The sequence below is a fragment of the Candidatus Krumholzibacteriia bacterium genome (genome assembly GCA_029865265.1).
Lineage (GTDB): Bacteria > Krumholzibacteriota > Krumholzibacteriia > WVZY01 > JAKEHA01 > JAKEHA01.
Genome location: JAOUHG010000007.1, coordinates 93987 through 114594, shown reverse-complemented (window position 1 = coordinate 114594; position 20608 = coordinate 93987). Strand labels below are relative to the sequence as shown.

The window sequence follows — 20608 nt, the reverse complement described above, 5'->3', positions numbered from 1 at the left end:
CGTTCCTATGCCCGCAAAGAGTTCCAGATCCAACCGGGCTGCGGCCGCGAAGCCGCGCCCCGACGTGGCGGCCACCGGGTCCTCCGGGATCCGCTTCCTGTACACCCCGAAAGGGGTGTTCCTCGTGGCGGCCGCGGTGATGATGCTCGCCATCGCCTTCCTGTACCGCGAACTCGTGTTCGGCGGGAAGGTGTTCTTCGCCAGCGACAACCAGGCCGCGGCGAGCTTCGCCGCGGTGGGGGAGAAGGCACTCGCCGCCGGTTCCTATCCGGTGTGGAACCCCTACCTGTTTTCGGGCATGCCCAGCTTCGGCAGCCTGTCGTACACGCCCTGGATCTACCCGGTCAACTTCGTGGTCGGCTTTCTGCGCCGCGCGCTCTTCTTTCCGGAGTACACCTGGCTGCTCTTCCACACCTTTCTCACCGGCCTGGGCACCTACCTGCTGCTGGCCGACCGCGGTGTCACCCGTGCCGCGGCCATCGTGGCCGGCGTGCTGATGATGTGGATGCCGAACCTGGTGGCGGTGGGTGCGAACGGCCACGGCAGCCAGGCGTGCGCGGTCGCCTACCTGCCCTTCGCGCTGCTGTTCTGGGACCGCATCTGGCGGGGAAAGGGCCTGGTCGCCAACGGGGCCGCGCTCGCGCTGGTGCTCGGTTTCTCGATGCTGCGCGGTCACCTGCAGGTGAGCTACTACACCTACCTGCTGGTGGGGCTGCACCTGCTGTTCTTCGGCACCGCGCGCATCGTCGACGGACTGCGCGAGCGCGCGCCGGGGCGCGCGCTGGCCGGGAGCGGTTTCGCCGCCGGAGCGCTGGCGGTGATCGTCGCGCTGTCGCTGGCCATGTGCGCCGTGCTCTACCTGCCGGTGCACGACTACGCGCAGTACTCCATCCGCGGCGCATCCGCGGCGGGCGGCCTGGACTACGGCTACGCCACCTCGTGGAGCCTGCACCCCGCGGAGACGCTCACCTTCGTGGCGCCGTTCTCCTACGGCTTCGGCAAGGAACTCTACCTCGGCCACATGCCGTTCACCGACTACCCCAACTATCTGGGCATCGTGGTGAGTGCATTTGCGCTCGTCGCCCTGTTCGCTGCGCGCACGCGCTGGGTGTTGTTTCTCGCCTTCGTCGCCCTGTTTGCCACGGTGGTCTCCTTCGGCAAGTTCTTTCCGCCGGTCTACGACCTGCTCTTCAAGTTCCTGCCCTACTTCAGCAAGTTCCGCGTGCCGGTGATGATCCTCATCGTGCAGCAACTGGCCGTGATCGGACTGTTCGCGGCGGGACTGGACGCGTTGATCCGCAGCGACCGCACGCAGTTGCGCCGCTGGGCCCTGCGCGGGCTGATGGCGGCGGGGGTGCTCTTCCTGGTGGCGATCTTCTCGCACGGGTACTGGACGGACGGATTCGTGTCGGCGGCTGCGGGAAAGGTGCGCGCCACCCAGAACCCCGAGGAGCAGCGCATGGTGGCGCGGCTGGCGGGTGGCTTCATCGCGGCGGACTTCGTGCAGATCGGGTTGCTCGCCCTGACACTCGCCGCCGCCGTGTTCGCGTTCGCATCGATGCGCAGGATGAGCGCGGTAACGCTGTGCCTGCTGGTGCTGCTGCTGGGCGCGGTGGACTACCACCGTGTGGATCGCTTCATCCTCCACCCCGAGGTATTCCGCTCCCACGACGCGTACCGCATCATCCGTGACAAACCCGACACGCAGCGCTATCTGCAGACAGACGACATGATGACCTTCCTGCAGCAGCAGGAGGGGACGTTCCGCGTGTTTCCCATGGACAGCCCGCAGCGGCCCTTCTCGGCGCTGTTCGCGTCCAACCGGTTCATGGTGTTCGACATCTCGTCGGTGGGCGGGTACCACCCGGCCAAGCTTTCGGCGTACGATGCATTCCTGCCCGCCTTTGCCGGCGCGCTGGCCAACGGCAGCTTCGCGCTGCTGGACATGATGAACGTGCGCTACGTGGTGGCGGGGGCGCGCCTGCCCGATCACCCGCAGCTGCAACCGTTGTGGACGGGGCGCGATTTCGAGGGCCAGCCGCGGGCCATCTACGAGAATACGGGTGCGCTGCCGCGCGCGTGGGTGGTGGGCGATTACCGCGTGGCCGGTTCCGAGCAGGTGCTGGAGGCCATCGCGCAGCCCGGGTTCGATCCGAGGCGAATGGTGTACCTGGATCGCGAGCCGCCGCTGCGCCCCGAGGCGGGGGACAGCAGTGCCGCGGCGGTCGAGACCCGCCGCACCATGGACGAGGTGGCCTTCGCGGTGGACATGGACCGCCCCGGCCTCCTGGTGGTGAGCGAGGTGTTCTATCCCGACTGGAAGGCCACGGTGAACGGTGCGCCCGTCGAGGTGTTGCGCGCCAACGGCGTGCTGCGCGCGCTGGCGCTGCCGGCCGGACACCACGAGGTGGTCTTCGTCTACGACCGCTCGTTGATCGAGAAGAGCGCCGGCATTTCGATCGGCGCTTTCGTACTCACGCTGCTGGTGCTGGTGGCGTCGTGGGTCACGCGCCGAAAGGGAGCGCGGTGGAAACGCTCGTTGTAGTTCCCACCTATAATGAGCGCGAGAATATCGCGCGGCTGGTGGACGCGCTGCTGGCGCTGCCGCTGGATCTGCACATCCTGGTGGTGGACGACAACTCTCCCGACGGCACCGGGACCTTCGTGGACGAATGGGCCAGGCGCGAGCCGCGCCTGCACGTGCTGCACCGGCCCGAGAAGGCGGGCCTGGGTGGTGCCTACATAGCGGGTTTCACCTGGGCGCTCGCGCATACCGACGCACGCTACATATTCGAGATGGACGCCGATTTCTCGCACAACCCCAGCGCGATTCCGGAGTTCCTCGCGCGCATTCCCGACTTCGACCTGGTGATCGGTTCGCGTTACGCGCGCGGCGTCACCGTTGTCAACTGGCCGCTCTCGCGGCTGATCCTCAGCGTGTCCGCCAACATTTATACGCGCATCATCACCGGGCTTCCCCTGCACGATGCCACCGGCGGATTCAAATGCTTCCGGCGCGAGGTGCTTGCGGCCCTGCCGTTGCAGGACGTGCGCAGCGACGGATACTCCTTTCAGATCGAAATGAATTTTCACGTGTGGAAGCGCGGCTACCGCATGGTGGAAATCCCCATCGTCTTCACCGATCGCCTGGTGGGAACCTCCAAGATGTCCCGGCGCATCGTGTGGGAGGCGGCCTTCATGGTGTGGAAGCTGCGTTTCGCGTCGATCTTCAGAAGGATTCCCTGAGCGGTGCAAACCTCGGTCATCATCGTCACCTACAACAGCGCCGGCGTCATCGGTGCCTGTCTCGATTCGCTGGCCGCCGAGGCCGCGGCCGGGATGCTGGAGGTGGTGGTGGTGGACAACGCCAGCGCGGACGGCACGCCGGATGTGGTGCGTGAACGCTATCCGTGGGCCACGCTGCACGCGGGGCGCGAGAACCTGGGGTATTCCAAGGGCGTGAACATCGGCATCCGGCGCGCGCGCGGTCGCTACCTGTTCATCCTCAATCCCGACACGGTGGTGCGGCGTGGGTCGGTGCAGAAGCTGGTGGACTTCATGGAGCGCACGCCGGACGCGGGCATCGTGGGCCCGAAGCTCGTGTTCCACGACGGTACCGTGCAGCTCTCCTGCCGGCGCTTCTATACCTTCCGCGTGCTGCTGATGCGGCGTACCCCGCTGGGGAAGATCTTCCGCGACGAGAGCGCGGTGCGCGAGCACCTCATGCTGGACTTCGACCATGCCTCCACGCGGCAGGTGGACTGGCTCATCGGCGCGGCCATGCTGGTGCGGCGGGAGGCGGTGGACAGTGTGGGTATGATGGACGAGCGCTTCTTTCTGTACTTCGAGGACGTGGACTGGTGCTACCGCATGGCGCAGAAGGGACTCCGCGTCTACTACGTTGCCGACGCGGTGGTGGAACACGGCTACCAGCGCGAGAGCGCGCAGGCGGTGCTGAACCGCTCCTTCGTGGCGCATCTGGTGAGCCTCTTCCGCTACTACGAGAAGTGGAACGCACTCTTCTACTTCCTGAAGCGCTATCGCGAAGTGGGCAAGGTGGTCTTGTTTCTGCTGCTCGACGTGGTCGCGTTCAACGCTGCCTTCCTGGCCGCGTACTACCTGCGCGTGGCGCTGGGGACGCTGTTCACCAACCCCATGTTCCCGGTGCAGGCCTACGAGCGGTTCGTCGTCTTCGAGAATCTGCTGTTCGTGTTCACCTTCCTCGCGCTGGGGTTGTATCGCATCCGTCGCGAGACGCGACCGGTGGACGAGCTCTTTCTCATCGGCCGTGCCATCGTGTTCGCGTCCGTCCTGCTCATGACCAGCACCTACCTGTCACAGATCCGCACCTATTCGCGCATGGTGGTTGCGTTCATGGTGCCATTTGCGATTCTGTTCGACTGGCTGCTGCGCTACGGTGTGCGCCGGCTGCACCGCCGCCTGCTGGTGCTCAAGGTGGACCTGAAGCGGGTGTGCGTGGTAGGGCCCAAGGCGGAGGCGCGTGACATCGAGTTGAAGCTCATGCAGGACGACGAACTCGGCTTCGACGTGGTGGGAATCGTCGACACGGCGGGGCAGAGTGATAGCATCCTGACCGGCACGCTGGGACCGCTGGAGGACCTCGAGAAGATCGTGGAACGCTACCGGTTGCAGCAGGTGGTTGTGTTGCCGGGATCGGTGTCGGACGCGCAGCTGGCCGAAGTGGTGGCCATGGGCCGCCGCCGCGTCATCGACGTCACCATGCTCACCGGCTACGCGACACTGGTGTTCCACCAGGCCCGGGTGTCGGAGTTGCAGGGGAGGCCCATCATCTTCTTTCCGCGCGACACGCGTTACCTGCTGGACCGCTTCGCCAAACGCGCGCTCGACCTGGTGACCGGGACGGTCTTCGCCGTGGTCTCGGCGCCGTTCCATGTGCTATACTCCCTGTACGCTTTTTCGCGGGCGCGCAAGCCGTTCACGGTGCTGGAGCGCCTGGGAGCCCGCGGGGAGCCCCTCGCCCTCCCCATTGCGGGGAGCGGCCGGACGGATGGGCCGTCCGACTTCGTCAATTTTCCCCTGTTCTGGCTGGTCGTCATCGGCAAGATGAGTATTGTGGGACCGTACCCATTGCCCCCCGGCGAAGCACGGTACGTGGGGCGCGTGGGCCGGGTGCGCTTCGAAGTGCGGCCCGGCGTGACGGGGCATTGGCGCGAGGGGGCGGCCGTGATCGGGCGCGAGGATCTGTTCGTGCGCGACGCCGCCTACGTGCAGGACTGGTCGCTGATGAACGACGCGAAGATACTGGTGGCGACGCTCGCGCGCATGATCCGGGGCCGCCGCCGCCTGCTGGATATCACCGCCAATGGCGGACGGATGGAACCATGACTCTTTCACGCGCGACGTGTCCGGCCCTGGTGGTGGGCGTTGTGGTGTCACTGATCCCCAGCGCGGGTGCCGCGCAGTTCTCGTGGCGCAATCACATCGATGCCAGCGCGATCAACGAGGTGGTCTCGCGTGACGGCCGTCTCTACATGGCGACCTACGGTGGGCTGCTGGTGTATGACCCCGCGCGCGGGACGTTCCAGCAGTTTGACAACACCGACGGCCTGCCCTCCAATGCCCTCACCTGTCTCGCCTTCACCCCGGACGGACTGCTGTATATCGGCACCGAGGACATCGGCGTCGCCAAGGTGCGCCTTTCGGCCAACGGACTCACCCTGTTGCGCTCGCTCAATGAGCAGATCGACGGGCTGTCCAGCAATTCCATCCACTCGGTGGCGCTGTGGGATGCCGATGTGGTGTACGGCGCCACGCCGGGCGCGGGAACGATTCGCAACGACTTTGCCTCCGCGCGCTACTTCGCGCGCGACGGACTGCCCGCCGACGACGTCAACGACGTGCTGCCGGACGGTGACGTCGTATTGATGGCCACCGACGGCGGGATCGCGGTGCTCGACCGCCTGGGCCTGCTGCGCCAGCCCAGCGGGGGACCGTCCGAGGCGGCGGTGCTGGGCACGGACGGTTCGCGCATCTGGGTGGGCACCAGCGACGGCGTCTGGCGGCTGGATCCGTCGGACAGTTCGTGGACCGACATCGGACCCGACACGCGCGCCATGCAGTCCCTGTTCTGGGACGGGACCACCATGTGGGGCGGCAGCACGCGCAACCTGTTCCGCTACACCGGCACCGGCGCGAGCTGGACGATATTTCGAGCCGACTCGGTGCTGGTGCGCTACGGGTTCACCGGCGGCAACGGCGCCAACCTGATGCGGGGCTTGAGCGTGGAGTCGAACGGCGACGTGTACGCGGGTGGCATCGTGCTGCAGGACCGCCGTGGTCCAGGCATGATTCGTTTTGACGGTACAAGCATGGAGAATGTGTTTCCAAACACGCCGGGAGCCAACGACGTGATCCGGCTCTCGCAGGACATCGACGGATCGATGTGGGCCTCGTTCCGTAATTTTTACGTGGGCAAGCTGACACCGGCGGGGACCTGGATGAACTACAACTCCTCCCGTCCCGGCATCCAGCTGCCCAGCAACCAGTTCTCCAACGTCACCCTGCTCGCCGATCGCAGCGGTCTCAAGTGGTTCTGCACGCTCTCCAACCCCACCAATCCCAGGCCGCTGGACACGCTGGACGACGGTCGCGACGCCAACTACGGCAACGACGTCTGGGAGCGCAACGACATCCTCTCCGGTGGCGGCGACGGGCTCGGCTCGCTCAATCTGCAACTCGCGGTGGAAGACCCGGCCGGCAACCGCTGGTTCCTGTCCGACGAGTTCTATTCGTCCAGCGGGTGGTGGGGCATCCAGATCCTCAGGGAGGACCGCAGCGCGTGGTTCCAGATGAATCCGGGCAAGGACGCGCGCATGCTCTCGGGCAACGTCACCGACGTCGAATTCGGTTCCAGTTTTGCGTACGTCGCCCTGCGCGAGGTAGGGGTGCAGGTGTGGAGCCACGGCGGCTACGACTGGCCCAACCTGAGCAACGCGTCCAACGACGTCTGGGCCACGCCGGTTTCGCGCGGCAACGGGCTGCCGGCGGAGGCGGAGGTGAACGCGCTCGCGCTGCGCAGCGACCGCGTGTTGTGGATTGCAACCTCGGCGGGCCTGTTCCGTTACGAGTCGGGCAGCACGCGCCGCATCCCGGTCTACACCGGCACCAGCCCTGGCATCCTCAACGACCAGGTGCGCGACGTGGCGCTCGACGCCGATCAGAATCTCTGGGTGGCCACCGATTTCGGGCTCAATCGCATCGCCTTCGACGACGAAGGCGACATCGACGCGTATACCACCGCGGCGGGGTTCATCGCGCTCTCCGGCCTGCGCTACCCGCTCGACATCATTTCACCGCTGGCCCACGCCAGCTGCCAGGTGCTGAGGATGGACCTCGCCAACGACCGGCTCTACGTGGGGACGTACGGAGGACTGTCGGTGGTGGATCTGGTGGAGTCCAGCACAGCCTCGTCGGACCTGTCGCGCGTGTACCTGTATCCGAACCCGGTCTACGCCTCGCGGGGAGCCGATGCGCTCAAGATTCAAAACATCGATGGCCCGGTGACTATCGAAGTCTACAACCTGGAGGGCGAACTGGTGCACTCGCAAACCGCCGATGCGTCCGGTCAGGCGGTGTGGGATCTCACCACGCGCACCGGAGCGGACGCCGGGAGCGGCAACTACCTGGTGCGCATAAGCGGCAATGGCGTGTCGGTGACGAAGTCGATTTCGCTGTTACGCTGATTTCTGACATGACCAAGAAACTCCTGATTGTCGGTGCCGGTGAGGCGGGGCGCATGCTCGCCCGCGAGATTGCCAACCGCGCCCCGGACCAGTTTGCGCTGGTGGGCTTCCTGGACGACGCGTCATCCCTGCGCGACAGCGTGGTGGAGGGCGTGCCGGTGGTGGGTGCCACCGCCGATCTGCCCGGCGCGGTACGCGCGCTCTCGGCCGACGAGGTCCTGATCGCGGTGCCCTCCGCGGGGCGCGACTTCGTTCGGCGCATGGTCTCGCTGTGCCGCGACGCCGCCGTTCCCTACCGCATCGCACCCGGTCTGCTCGAGATCGTCAAGGGGCCCGTGCGCCTGGAGCAGATCCGTGACGTGCGGCCCGAGGACCTGCTGGGGCGGGAGACGGTGGAGTTTGACGAGGGTGAGATTGGTTCGTTCCTGGGTGGGCGCACCGTGCTGGTCACGGGGGCGGGTGGGTCCATCGGTGGCGAGATCTGCCGGCAGGTGGCGCGTTTCGACGTGGCGCGCCTCGTGCTGCTGGGCCGGGGCGAAAACCAGATCTACGAGATCGAGCACGAATTGCGCGAGCGCCACCCGGAACGGGAGGTCGTTCCCGCCATCGTTGACGTGCGCGACACGCGCGCGCTGCGCCGCGTGATGGAGGCACACCGGCCCGATATCGTCTACCACGCCGCCGCGCACAAGCACGTGCACTACATGGAGGCGTTTCCGGCCGAGGCCATCAAGAACAACGTGGTCGGTACCCAGAACGTCATCGACGCCGCGACCGCGGCCGGCACCTCGCGTGTGGTCATGCTCTCCACGGACAAGGCGGTGGAGCCGTGCGGCGTCATGGGCGCGTCCAAGCGCTTCGCCGAATACCTCATGGCCGCGCGCAACGGAGAGGGGGGACCGCGCCTCATCTCGGTACGTTTCGGCAACGTCCTCGCCAGCCGCGGCAGCGTGGTGCCGTTGTTCGTGCACCAGATCCGGACCGGTGGACCGGTCACGGTGAGCCACGAGGCGGCGACGCGCTACTTCATGTCCATCCGCGAGGCGTGCGTGCTCGTGGTCCAGGCGTCGCTCATGGGAGACGGCGGCGAAATATTCATCCTGAAGATGGGCGAACCGATCAGAATCTCGGAGCTGGCGCGCGACCTGATCGCGCTGCACGGCTATCGTCCCGGCGTGGACATCCGCATCCAGTGGACCGGGCTTCGCCCAGGGGAAAAACTGCACGAGGCACTGGTCGCCGACGGCGAGACCGCGGAGGCCTCCACGCACGCGCACATACTGCGCGCGCGGCCGGCACCGCCGCAGGGTGTCGACGTGCTGGAGTCGCTGGCGCGCCTCAGCCGCCTGGCCGGGGAAGAGGACGACGCGGGCATCCGCGAGGAACTCGACCGGGTCATCCCCGACGCGCACCTCTTCGACCCGCGGCCGGGACGCGGCGGGAAGGGCGCGTGACGCCGTGAAGGGACCTGCGCGCGCACGGCTGCCCGCGGTGGCGGGGGGGACACCGGTACGCGAGACGCCGCTTCCGTTCTACCGGGCGGCGGTCGACGAGGCGGACATTGCCGCCGTTTCGGACGCGCTGCGCTCCGGCTGGCTCACATCGGGACCCCGTGCGGTGGAGTTCGAGAACCGCATCCGCGATTACTGCGGGGTGGGAAACGCCATCGCGGTGAGTTCGTGCAGCGAGGCGATGTTTCTCGCACTCAAGGCGCTCGGCGTGGGACCGGGACACGAAGTGGTGACATCGCCGGTCACATTCGCATCCACCGTTCATGCCATCATCCACACCGGCGCCACGCCGGTGCTGGCCGACATCGAGCGGGAAACGCTCTGCGTGGATCCGGACGAGATACGGGCGCGCATGGGCGCAAAGACGCGCGCGCTGCTGCCGGTGCACTTCGCGGGGCAGGCGTGCCGCATCGAGGAGATCGTGGCGCTGGCCGCGGAGCGCGGCGTCGACGTGGTGGAGGACGCGGCGCATTCGTTCGGCGCGCGCGTGGCCGGACGGCGGCTGGGGAGCGAGGGACGGGCCACGACATTCAGCTTCTATGCCACCAAGAACCTCACCACCGCCGAGGGTGGCGCCATCACCACCAACGACGACGATCTCGCGCGGCGTCTGCGGCTGCTGGGCTACCATGGCATGTCGCGCGACAGCTGGAGCCGGTATGCGGATCGTGGCTCGTGGTACTACGAAGTGGAGATGCCGGGGTACAAGTGCAATCTGAGTGACGTGCACGCGGCGCTCGGGCTGGCGCAGCTGGCCCGTATCGACGGACTGCTCGAGAAGCGGCGCGAAATCGCCGCCGCCCTGTCGGCGGCCATGGGCGATTGCGATGCCGTGGAACTGCCGCTTGAGCGGCCGGGCAACTGGCACACCTGGCATCTGTACGTCATTCAGCTGCGTCCCGGGGTGCTGCGCATCGGGCGTGACGAGTTCATCGCTGCACTGCGCGCAGAGAACGTGGGCAGTTCGGTTCATTTCATCCCCATCCATCGTCACCCCTTCTTTCGTCCCTACCTGCCGCGCGATGCGCGTTTCCCGGTGAGCGACGACTATTACTCGCGCTGCGTTTCCCTGCCCATCTTTCCCGACATGACGGCCGGCGATGTTCGCGACGTCGCCGAAGCGGTGACGCGCATCGCAGACCACTTCCGGGCCGGCTGATCGTCCATGAACATCGCGGTGCTCGACTCTCTGCCAGCGGAACTCGACGCGCTCGCCGATGCAGCGCCGCGGGCAACGTTCTACCACACGCGCGTCTGGCTGGAATCGCTGGCCGCGGCCTACCCGCGCATGTCCCTGCGCTGCCTGCTGGCCACGGATGCGGGCGCCGTGCGTGGCTACCTCCCCTTCTTCGTTTCGCGCCGCGGGCCGCTTCGCACCTGCTGGTCGCTGCCTTTCGGCACCTACGGCGGCCCGGTGAGCGACGGGGGCGACGTCGATCGCGCCCTGCTGGCCGCCTACCGCGATCAGTTGTCCCGGCCGGGAACGATCGAGGCCGGGTTGGTGGACTTCCACAGCGGCGCACCGGATAGCGGTGCAAAGGCGGAAACGGCCGTCACCCACATAGTCGATCTGCGCGGAGGGTTCGACGTGGTGTGGAACGAGCGCTTCGACAAGCCCCGCCGCCGCCGCGTGCGGCGCGCGGAGGAGAACGGGGTGGAGGTGCGGCGCGCCCAGGGTGAGGAGGACGTGCGGCGGTTCGTCGACGTCTACCGCCAGCGGCTCGACGCGTGGAAGACGGGTGGGGGACACCCGGAGCAGCTGTTTCTGGAACTGGTGCGGCGTGGGGGCGGCAAGCGCACGGCGCTCTTTGTGGCGACACACGAGGGCGGCATCATCGGGGGTCACCTCAATCTGTATCACCGCAAGTCGGTGATCGCGTGGTATGGCATGGCGTCGGCGCGCGGCGATGAACTCAACGCGGGCACGCTGCTGTACGCACGCTGCATCCGCGATGCGTGCCAGGAGGGCTACGCCGACTACAACCTGGGGGCCAGCCTGGGGAAGCGCTCGCTCATCGACTACAAGAAATCGCTGGGGGGCGTCGAGTATCGTTATCGGATTGTTCGCCACCGGCGTTTCGTCGGACGGCTCATCGGCGCACTGCGCGGGATGCGGATGTCGGGATGACGCAGACGCGCTCGCGTTTCTTCGGCAACACTGTCTGGCTGGCGGTATCCACCGTGGTTGCCACCGGGCTCACGCTGGCGCAGATGAAGATACTCGCCGCCAACCTGCCGCTGGCCCTGTTTGGTCTGTTTGCATCGCTGCGCGGTCTGTCGCTGCTGGTTTCCATGCTGGCGGCGAACGGATTCCCCCAGCTGCTGGTCCGCTTCCTGCCCGAGCACGCCGCGCATCGTGCCGGTGCACGTGCGTTGCGCCTGAGCGCAACGTCGTTCACGGCCACCGTCGTGCTGAGCGCCGCGTTGCTGGCGGGTGTGTGGGCGTTTTCCGGAACGCTCTTTCGCCAGGCGCCGGCCGGTGAGGTGGGCGGGCCGTTGCTGGCGTGGTTCGCCGTCACCACCCTGGCGGTGGCGCTCAAGCTGGTGCTCTACGGGGGATTCAACGGACTGCGGCGCTTCGGGTCGCAGACGGTGGTGGAAACGCTTTCGCTGGCCGCGCAGGTGGCGTGGATGGCCGCGGTCGCGGACGCGCTGACGCTCACCCGACTGTTCGAGATCACCGGGGTCACATCGCTGGCGACGGTTCTGGTGGCGCTTCCGTGGTACCTGCGTGGGCTTCGGCACGACGCGGGGAGCGCGTCGACGCAGGCAGCGCCGGCGGCGCGCGACGAGTACCTGCACTACTGGGGTGGTGCGGTGGGCCTGAGCCTGGTGGCGATCGCGTTCACCGATGCCGACCGCTGGGTCCTCTCCAACGTGCTCGCGCTGGAAGCGCTCTCCCTGTTCCACGTGGCGTCGCGCATCGCGCGCCTCGCCAACCGTTTCATCGCCATCCCCGTGCTCGCGTTCCAGCCCGAGGCGACGCGCATGCAGGCCGAGGGACGGCCCGAGGCGCTGGAGTTGTCGGTCCGAACCTTCCTGAAGACCAACATCCTGCTGGCGGTGCTGGCCACGGCGGGGATCATGGTCTACGCCACGCCGCTCATCGAACTGGCATCGAGCCGGGAGTTCGCGGGCGCACGTACCACGCTGTGGCTGCTCGCCGCGTCGACACCGATTACCGCCATGACGGCATCGCTTACCGCGGTCATGAAGGCGCTGGACGGAATCCGCGCGGCGTTCTTCTGCGATCTGGCGTGGGCGCTGGTGTATCTGGCGGGCATGCTGACGCTCACCCCCCGGCTGGGCGTGGAGGGGACGGGCGTGGCGTTGCTGCTCGCGTGCGGGGTGCAGGCGCTGCTCGCCTTCCGCCTGGCGGTCATCCGCCCGCGCACGGGTGTGGCGCTGGCCACGCTGTTGCGTTCGCTCGCCTGCGCCGCGGCGGCATTCCTGCCCGCGGTGGTGGCGTTTGCGCTGCAGGCACCGCTGCTGGTGGTGCTGCTGCTGGCGCCGCCGGCGGTGTGGATCTACCTGCGGCTTTCGCGCTGGATCGGCGTACTCGCACCCGACGAGCGCGCGCGGCTGCGCCAGGTGGTGTCGGGTGGGCGCATGTCCGCCCTGGCGGGGTGGATCGCGTGAAACACCTGCTGATGATCGTGCCCTTCTTTCCGCCCATGGGCGGGGGGGGCGTGTACCGGCCCCTGTCGTTCGTGCGCTACCTTCCCGCCAACGGCTGGCGTGTCACCGTGATCGCACAGCGGGGCGATGCGTTCTGGATCCGTGACGAGAGCCTGCTGGAACGCGTCCCGTCCTCGACGCGCGTGATTCGAACGCGCACCTGGAGCGGGCAGGCGGTGTTGCGGCGCGGGGGCGCCGGCGCTCAGCGCCGGTCTTCAAGGCGCTTCGGCCTGCTGCGGCGCAGCGCCTCCGCGCTAATGGTTCCGGACAGCTACATCGGCTGGTATCCCTTTGCGTTGCGTGCGGCGATGCGCGAGGTGCGGGGCGGGACGGTGGACGCGATCTACTCGACCTCGCCGCCGGAGACCGCGCACCTGGTGGGCGGGGCGGTGGCGCGACGGAGCGGGTTGCCGTGGGTGGCCGACTTCCGCGATCCATGGATGAACCTGCACCTGATGGACGTGCCCAGCCGCGCGCACGCGGCATTGCACGCCCGCCTGGAGCGCTCGGTGTGCAGGCGCGCGCACACGGTGGTGACGACGGCCTGGAGCGAAACGTTGTTGCGGCGGGCGTGCCCGCCGGCCGGGATAACCCGCATTCCCAACGGCTACGACGGCGCGGAGATGGCCGCGCTGGAAATGCTGCTGCCGCCGCCGTCCGGGCCCATGCGCATCGTACACGCGGGCATGTTGACCCAGCGCCGCAGCGCCGGGCCGTTTCTGGAGGCGCTGCGCGTGTTCCTCGACCGGCGCCCGGACGCGCGCGGTGCGGTGGACGTGGAGTTCGCGGGCGCCCGCGAGGATGAAAACGAACTCGCGCTGCAACGGCTCGGTCTGGCGGACTGCGTACGCTTCGTGGATACCCTGCCGCACCCGGAGGCACTGCGACGGGAGCGCACGGCGCACGTCCTGCTCTTGATCAAGCACACCGATCCGCGGTACAACGGCCTGGTGCCGGGCAAACTGTACGAGTACGTGGGTGTATGTCGTCCCATGCTGGCGCTGGCGCCGGCGGGTGAGGCGCGTTCATTGGTGGAATCGCTGCGGCGGGGAGAAACGGCCGACCCGGACGATGTGGCGGCAATTGCGCGCGCCATGGAGCGCATGTTCGACCTGTACCGCGCCGGTTCCCTGGACACGCACTATGATCTCTCGCCGCGTCCCGAACTGGATCGTTCCCGCCAGGCCACGGCGCTGGCCGGACTGCTCGACCGTGTCACCGGGGGAAACGCATGAGCACGCGATGGAAAGATGCGCTGCTGCCGGTATTGCTGCTGGTGGCAATGATGCTGCCGCTGCGCCATGGCTTCACCGACGACGGATTCATTCATATCCAGTACGCGCGCAACATCATGACCCGGGGCGAATACGCCTTTAATCCGGGGGAGGTTTCGTTTGGAACCACCAGTCCGCTGTGGGTGATGGCGCTGGCCGTGGCGGGCAAGGTGGCAGCGGGGCCGGACGGGCTGGTCGGCGCGAGCCGCTTCTTCTCCTGGCTGGCGGCGCTGGCGACGCTGCTGGTGGTACACCGCGCCCTGCTGGTGCTGGGGGCGTCGCGCCTGGCGGCGCTGTGCGGGACGCTGGCGTTCGCGGCCGACGCGTGGTTCGTGCGCTGGTCGGCGCTGGGGATGGAGTCGTCGGCCGCGGCGTGGGCGGCGGCGCTCATGGTGCTCATGTCCTTCGACGCCTACTCGGGTCCCACGCGGGCGGCGCGTTTCGCCGCCGCGGCGGCGGTGGGCGCGCTCATCCGTCCGGAGATGTACCTGGCGTTTCCGGTCTTCGTGCTGGCGGCGCTCACGCTGCGCCCGCGCCCGCGCCTGCGTACGCTGCTGGTGGCCGCCGCCGTGGCCGCGGCCCTGCTGCTGCCGTGGTTGCTGTTCGCGAAGTGGCACATCGGAAGCTTCCTGCCCAACACCGCCGGCGCCAAGAGCGGCGGAATGGTGCGCGATCCGGTGACGTTCATCCGGAATTTCTCGCCGGTCGTGAAGGTCATTGCGAGCACGCAGGCGGTTGCGCTGCTGGCGTTGCTGGTCGATCTGGTGGTGTCGCGCCGCGCGGCGGTGGCACTGTCGCGCGAGTTGCGCTTCACGATGCTGTGGGTGATCGCCCTGCCACTGGCGTACGTGGTGGCGGACATTCAGATCCTGTCGCGCTATCTGCTGCTCATTGCGCCCGCCATCTGCGTGGTCGGCTGGCGCGCCGCGGGCAGCCTGGCCGAACGGCTGGCGCCGCGCCGTGCCGCACTCGCGATGGGGTCGGCGGCACTGCTGGCGGTGGCCGGCAACGCGGCGTTCTACACGCGGGTGGTGCTGCCGCCTTCGATTGCCTTCAGCGAGGACCTGCAGTCGAACATGGTGGGGCTGGCGCGTTACCTGCATGACAACTCCATGCCGGACGTGGTGGTCGCCGCGGCGGACATTGGTTACCTCGCCTATTACTCCGAGCGGCGCGTGCTCGACCTGGGCGGGCTGGTGGAGCCGAAGACGGCCCAACTGCGCGAGTCCTATGATTACGAGGAGATTATCGAGCGCGGCCTGTACTTCGGCGTTCCCGGGTACCCGCGCGTGGACTACCTGGTGGATCGCGACCACCAACCGGATCGCTTCACCAATCGGATCGTGAACGGACACACGTTCACACCGGTGTACGCGACGGTGGTGCGCAACCTCGGCATCCGCAAACCGGGTGAGTTTCATTACACGCTGTACCGGGTAATGCCGGCGGTGGGGGAGGGACCGTGAGCTTCACGCTCCCGGACATTGCAGTACCGCCGGAACTCGCTCCGGATGAGATGCCGGATCTCCTGCGCCACTGGTACCTGGGTCCACGCGCGCGCCGGCACATGATGCTGCGCCGCTTCGCGGAGGTGGACGGGCGTCTGGGTGCGTCTGCGGGAGAGCGCGTGCTCGACGTTGGATCCGCCTGGGGGTTCAATGTCATGGCGCTCAACCGACTGGGTCTGCGCGCCGTCGGTGTGGACCTGGTGCCCGACCAGTTCCCGGTGGGGGCGAGAATCGCGGCGCACAACGGGGTGGCGTTCGACGTTGCCGGTGCCGACGCGTCGGCGCTGCCGTTTCCGGATGGGCGCTTCGATCGCATCACCATGGTCGAGACCTTCGAACACATTTTCGAGGAGGATCGTCCGCACGCCCTGGCGGAATGCCTGCGCGTGCTGCGCCCGGGCGGGACGATGGTTCTCTCCACACCCAACCACGCCAGTGCGGTGGAGCGGTTCAAGCGCGTGGCCGTGCGCCACGGCTGGATACGCGGACGCCTGCCATCCATGTGCCTGCCCGACGCGGGCAGCGCGCGCGACGAGTACCACCCCTACCGCTATCACAACCCGCTTCCCGCGCGCGACATCGCGGCACTGTTGCACAGCGCGGGATTCGAGGTGACGGGAACGGCCTACTTCCTCTTCACCCTCAAGAACACGCCGGACTCGCTCTTCGGCGCGTGGTCCGCGCTGGAGCGCGGTCTCGAACGAACCCCGCTGCTGCGCGGCGTGGCCGCCACCGTCTGTGTGGTGGCCCGCCGCCCCCGCTAGGTCCCCCGGGCCTCATTTATAGAGAGAACTGGAAGCGTGGGGGAGTACAACTCCGCCCGCTTCTCCCCGTCCCCAGGGGCACGGGTCGATTTCTGTCCCTGTCTCGCGTTTTAGCTTGACCGTCGTCCCTAAAAGTCCCTAAAATCCGGCCTCAAGTGGTGCATTGTCCCTAACTAATCCGTAAATCGCTGTTTTTCAAAGAGTTAGGCTGCTCATGCAGGGCAACTTCGGCGAAAAACATTTGCACGCCATCGATCCCAAGGGCCGGCTTCAGCTGTCCCGGGCGGCCCGCGAGCATTTCAAGCTCAAGAAGGGCGACCGGCTCCACCTGCTGCCGAACATCGAGGATCCTCCGTTCCTGGAGATCCGCAACGCGGCCCAGTGGGAAGAGTATGAGCGTCGGTTCCTGAGCCAGGCCCCCGGCGACCTGAAACGGGACTTCGTGCGTTTCGTCCAGCTCCACCGCGAGACGGTGGTGGCCGACGCGCAGGGCCGCCTCATTGTCCCCAGGGGACTGCGCGATCGTTGCCAGCTCGGCGCGGAAGTGGTCGTCATCAACATGAACGCCTGCGTCGAAGTCTGGAATCCCAAACACGTTGAACAGCGCTACGCCGAAATGGCGAAGGCGTTCAAGCACATCAACAACTCGTTCTTTTAAATGCTGGCGGTGGTCGTTCCATATGCGCGCACGCACGCACGGGTGCGAACCAGGGAGAGAATGCTGCACGTCCCGGTGATGACCGAAGAGGTGGTGCGCTACCTCCTGCACGACCGCTCGCGCGTGGTGGTGGACGGCACCGTGGGCTTCGGCGGCCATGCGGAGGCAATCCTGCGCGCCAGCGCCGGCGTGCGTGTGATCGGCATCGATCGCGATCCGGTGGCCATCGAGAGCACCGCGCGGCGTCTCAGCCGCTTCTCGGACCGCTTGACCCTCGTGCAGGGGCACTACTCGGATCTGGAGGGGGCGCTCGCGGGGGTGGGGATGGTGGACGGGATCCTGCTGGATCTGGGCATCTCCAGCCCGCAGATAGACGATGCCCGACGCGGGTTCGCGCACGGGGCCAGCGGTCCGCTGGACATGCGCATGGGAGGCGACGGTGAGACCGCGGCCGATCTGCTGCACCGCTCCGGCATTGATGAAATTGCACGACTGCTCAAGGAATACGGCGAGGTCCGGCAGCCGCGTCGTGTAGCTCGCGCGATCCGCGCCGCCGCGGATCGCGACGAGCTGCGAACCACCGCCGATCTGCGCGCGGCCGTGGTCGCGGTGCTGGGGCGCAGCGTCGCCCCGGGCGAACTGTCACGCGTGTTTCAGGCGGTGCGCATCGCCGTGAACAGCGAGCTGGACCATCTGCGCCGCCTTCTCGACCGCGCCCCGGCCGTGCTGCGACCCGGCGGGCGCCTGGTGGTGTTGAGCTACCACTCGCTCGAGGATCGAATGGTCAAGGAGTTCATGCGCGACGCGGCCAGTGCATGCGTGTGCCCGCCCAGCGTGCCGGTGTGCGTGTGCGGCCGCAAGCCGTCGCTGCACATCCTCACACGCCGCGCGGTGCGCGCGGGCGATGCGGAGACTGCAAGCAACCCGCGGGCTCGGAGTGCGCTGCTGCGCGCGGCAGAGAAGATCGACCGGGAGCGTGCGTCGTGAAGCGCCGCCACGTGGCCATCGCCGCGGGACGCTTTCTGCTCGACGCGCTGTCCGGAAAGCTGGGCGTACCGATGATGGTGATGGCCTATGCCACCTCCTCCGTATTCCTGCTCGCCTACGTCTCCACCCAGGTCTACACCAACAGTCTCATGGAGACGATCGCGGAGAAGAAGCGCTCCCGCCAGGCACTGGAGGAGCGCATCGGGGTTCTGACCGCGCAGTACACCACCCTGACTGCGAAGTCGCGTATCTCGCGGCAATGCGAGGAGACGATGGGCATGGTGAGCGCGAACATGAACGATGTCGTGCGCGTGGCGGTCGAGGGCGATGCACTGCCGGAGTCGCCGGTCGAGCCGCGCGTGCGCGTCAACGAGGTGCTGGGTACTGAGATCAGCGATCTTACCCAGGTGGTGGGCGAGTGACGAGCCGCGCTCAAAAGCGGCGCCTGTGCGTTGTGGGCGGTGTATTCGTCATCGCCATTCTGGGTCTGTGGGGCCGGCTGGTGCAGGTGCAGTACCTGCGCCACGACGCCTACGCGGCGCGCGCCGCCGAGCAGCGCGAATCCTCGGTCGAGGTGGCGGCCACGCGCGGCGGTATCTTCGACCGTGATGGGCGGCCGCTCGCGCTGAATATCCGCCGCTGCTCGGTGGCCGTGCAACCGGATCGCGTGAAGGACGCAGCGGGTGTCAGTCGTGTCCTGTCCGCGAAGCTCGGCGTCTCCCGGGATGTGGTGCGGCAGAAGCTGCGCTCCCGCAAGTCATACGTGTACGTCAGGCATGATGCGATGCTGGACGAGACCGCGCGCACGGAGCTGGCCCGTCTGCGCGGCGTTGCGGTGGAGGTCAAGGCCAACCGCATCTACCCGTACGATGCGGTCGGCAGCAAGGTGGTCGGTTTTGTCAGCCGGGAGAACCGGGGGCTCTCCGGTGTGGAGGCCGCCTACGACGACGCGCTGCGCGGCGCACCCGGGCGCGAGAAGATAATTCGCAACGGCGTGTACGAAAGCGAACGCTATTACCGCTTCGTCGACCGCAAGCCGCGTGACGGCAAGCACGTGTATCTGACCATCGACGCCACCGTGCAGGACATCGCGGAGAACGAACTGCGCCGAGCGGTGGTCGAGAACGACGCGCGAGGCGGCGCCATCATCGTCATGGAGGTTGCCACCGGCGACGTGCTGGCCCTGGCGGAGGCGCCGGCAGTGGGGACGCGCGATGGCTCATCGCGCGCCGACTCGCTGTGGACGCTGCGCAGCGTATCGCACATCTACGAACCCGGATCCACCTTCAAGCTGGTCACCGCGGCCGCCCTGCTGGAGAAGTCTTCGGTGGCGCCCGCCGATTCCTTCGACGCCGAGGACGGGCGCGCCGATCTCGGCTTCGCGGTCATCCGCGATCCCCATCCGCACCGCTACCTCACCGTGGAGGAGGCCTTCGCACTCTCCAGTAATATCGTGATGGCCAAGGCGGTAAGCACGCTCTCCGCGGGCGATTTCTATGGATACGCGCACCTGTTCGGGTTCGGCGCGCGCACCGGGATCGGCCTGCCTGGAGAGTCGGCCGGCACCGTGCCGGAGATCGGCCGCTGGTCGGCGCGTACCAAGGCCACCATGGCGTTCGGCCAGGAAGTGGCGGTAACACCGATACAGATGCTGAACGCCTTTGCCTCCATCGCCAACGGCGGTCTCATGATGATGCCGCGTCTGGTGAAGGCGGTCGTCGATCCGGCCACCGGTGAGGCGGCGCGCTCCGAGCCGGTGGTGGTTCGCCGCGTGGTGACCGAAGAGACCGCGGCGATACTGCGCGAGTTCTGCCTGAACGTGGTCGAGGAGGGCACCGCCAAGGCCGCACGCGTGGAGTTCATGCGCGTCGCGGGCAAGACCGGCACCGCGCAGAAGGCGGGCCAGCGCGGCTACGTCGCCAACAAGTACATTTCGAGCTTCGTCGGATTCGCGCCCTACGAGAGCCCGCGCATCGCCTGCCTGGTCATGCTCGACGAGCCGCACTGGTCGGCCCGTTTCGGCGGTGACTCCGCGGCGCCCGTCTTTGCGCGCGTGTGCCGCAGCCTGGCCAGCGCCACCCCCATCTTCGACGATGTTCTCTCCGTGGAGACGCTCGCGGTTGCCGCCGATTCCGGCCGGCGCAATGCCGCGCCGAACTTCCTGCGCATGGAACGCCAGGCCGCGCTGGACTACGCGCGCCGGCGTGGCAGCAACGTGCTCGTGCAGGGCGATGGCGGACGCGTGGTGGCGCAGGTGCCCGCACCCGGGGCGAGGATGGATCGCAATGGCGTCATTCGCCTGCTGGTTGCGGCCGGCGGCGTGGACGGGCGCACGCGGGGCGACTTCGAACGCAACGCGCGCCTGCGAATGGCGTACCGCGACGCCTCGGCCGCGGGCAGGCGCGATGACGATCAAGCGGGTCTCGGCGCGATTGCACGCACCATGGCCATCGCCGGCCAGGCGGCGGTTGCGAGCGCCATGGTGGGGCGTTAGGGCCTGGAAA

The 20608-nt window shown here is 67.6% G+C and carries 15 protein-coding genes; all 15 read left to right on the top strand.

Annotated features, from left to right (window positions below; all coding sequences use genetic code 11):
* The first annotated feature begins 64 nt into the window (after window positions 1–64).
* Entirely contained in the window at window positions 65–2545 is a 2481-nt protein-coding gene (locus OEX18_05365; protein MDH4336690.1) for a YfhO family protein, read from the top strand.
* A complete protein-coding gene (locus tag OEX18_05360) occupies window positions 2527–3246 on the top strand; it encodes a polyprenol monophosphomannose synthase (protein MDH4336689.1) in 720 nt (239 codons plus the stop codon). Before OEX18_05365 ends, OEX18_05360 begins: the two co-directional genes overlap by 19 nt.
* A gap of 3 nt (window positions 3247–3249) precedes the next feature.
* Complete coding sequence (locus OEX18_05355; protein MDH4336688.1) at window positions 3250–5367, top strand: glycosyltransferase; 2118 nt, start codon at window positions 3250–3252, stop codon at window positions 5365–5367.
* Window positions 5364–7724 carry a T9SS type A sorting domain-containing protein gene (locus tag OEX18_05350; GenBank protein MDH4336687.1) on the top strand — a complete coding sequence of 787 codons (2361 nt, stop codon included), beginning with the start codon at window positions 5364–5366 and terminating at the stop codon, window positions 7722–7724. The genes OEX18_05355 and OEX18_05350 overlap by 4 nt, the downstream gene beginning before the upstream one ends.
* Window positions 7725–7732: 8 nt before the next feature.
* Entirely contained in the window at window positions 7733–9178 is a 1446-nt protein-coding gene (locus tag OEX18_05345) for a polysaccharide biosynthesis protein (protein ID MDH4336686.1), read from the top strand.
* A 4-nt stretch (window positions 9179–9182) separates the two neighbouring features.
* Window positions 9183–10394 carry a DegT/DnrJ/EryC1/StrS family aminotransferase gene (locus OEX18_05340; GenBank protein MDH4336685.1) on the top strand — a complete coding sequence of 404 codons (1212 nt, stop codon included), beginning with the start codon at window positions 9183–9185 and terminating at the stop codon, window positions 10392–10394.
* A gap of 6 nt (window positions 10395–10400) precedes the next feature.
* On the top strand, window positions 10401–11363 hold the full coding sequence (locus OEX18_05335; GenBank protein MDH4336684.1) for a GNAT family N-acetyltransferase: 963 nt from the start codon (window positions 10401–10403) through the stop codon (window positions 11361–11363).
* A complete protein-coding gene (locus OEX18_05330; protein ID MDH4336683.1) occupies window positions 11360–12874 on the top strand; it encodes a lipopolysaccharide biosynthesis protein in 1515 nt (504 codons plus the stop codon). The genes OEX18_05335 and OEX18_05330 overlap by 4 nt, the downstream gene beginning before the upstream one ends.
* Entirely contained in the window at window positions 12871–14148 is a 1278-nt protein-coding gene (locus OEX18_05325; protein ID MDH4336682.1) for a glycosyltransferase, read from the top strand. Before OEX18_05330 ends, OEX18_05325 begins: the two co-directional genes overlap by 4 nt.
* On the top strand, window positions 14145–15653 hold the full coding sequence (locus OEX18_05320) for a hypothetical protein (GenBank protein ID MDH4336681.1): 1509 nt from the start codon (window positions 14145–14147) through the stop codon (window positions 15651–15653). The genes OEX18_05325 and OEX18_05320 overlap by 4 nt, the downstream gene beginning before the upstream one ends.
* Window positions 15650–16459, top strand: a complete 810-nt coding sequence (locus OEX18_05315) for a class I SAM-dependent methyltransferase (protein ID MDH4336680.1) — start codon at window positions 15650–15652, stop codon at window positions 16457–16459. The genes OEX18_05320 and OEX18_05315 overlap by 4 nt, the downstream gene beginning before the upstream one ends.
* A gap of 214 nt (window positions 16460–16673) precedes the next feature.
* The gene (locus OEX18_05310) at window positions 16674–17117 is read left to right on the top strand and encodes a hypothetical protein (protein MDH4336679.1); all 444 of its coding nucleotides are present in this window, start codon (window positions 16674–16676) and stop codon (window positions 17115–17117) included.
* 60 nt (window positions 17118–17177) lie between these two features.
* Window positions 17178–18104 (top strand): 16S rRNA (cytosine(1402)-N(4))-methyltransferase RsmH, encoded by a 927-nt coding sequence (gene rsmH / locus OEX18_05305; protein MDH4336678.1) that lies wholly within the window; start codon window positions 17178–17180, stop codon window positions 18102–18104.
* Window positions 18101–18526, top strand: a complete 426-nt coding sequence (locus OEX18_05300; GenBank protein ID MDH4336677.1) for a hypothetical protein — start codon at window positions 18101–18103, stop codon at window positions 18524–18526. Before rsmH ends, OEX18_05300 begins: the two co-directional genes overlap by 4 nt.
* On the top strand, window positions 18523–20598 hold the full coding sequence (locus OEX18_05295; protein MDH4336676.1) for a penicillin-binding transpeptidase domain-containing protein: 2076 nt from the start codon (window positions 18523–18525) through the stop codon (window positions 20596–20598). The genes OEX18_05300 and OEX18_05295 overlap by 4 nt, the downstream gene beginning before the upstream one ends.
* The last annotated feature ends 10 nt before the right edge of the window (window positions 20599–20608 follow it).

What these genes read in the sequence shown, in the direction of transcription:
- OEX18_05350 (MDH4336687.1), top strand. Translation starts at nt 5,364, where the DNA reads ATGACTCTTTCACGCGCGACGTGTCCGGCCCTGGTGGTGGGCGTTGTG.
- OEX18_05345 (MDH4336686.1), top strand. Translation starts at nt 7,733, where the DNA reads ATGACCAAGAAACTCCTGATTGTCGGTGCCGGTGAGGCGGGGCGCATG.
- OEX18_05335 (MDH4336684.1), top strand. Translation starts at nt 10,401, where the DNA reads ATGAACATCGCGGTGCTCGACTCTCTGCCAGCGGAACTCGACGCGCTC.
- OEX18_05330 (MDH4336683.1), top strand. Translation starts at nt 11,360, where the DNA reads ATGACGCAGACGCGCTCGCGTTTCTTCGGCAACACTGTCTGGCTGGCG.
- OEX18_05320 (MDH4336681.1), top strand. Translation starts at nt 14,145, where the DNA reads ATGAGCACGCGATGGAAAGATGCGCTGCTGCCGGTATTGCTGCTGGTG.
- OEX18_05310 (MDH4336679.1), top strand. Translation starts at nt 16,674, where the DNA reads ATGCAGGGCAACTTCGGCGAAAAACATTTGCACGCCATCGATCCCAAG.
- rsmH (MDH4336678.1), top strand. Translation starts at nt 17,178, where the DNA reads ATGCTGCACGTCCCGGTGATGACCGAAGAGGTGGTGCGCTACCTCCTG.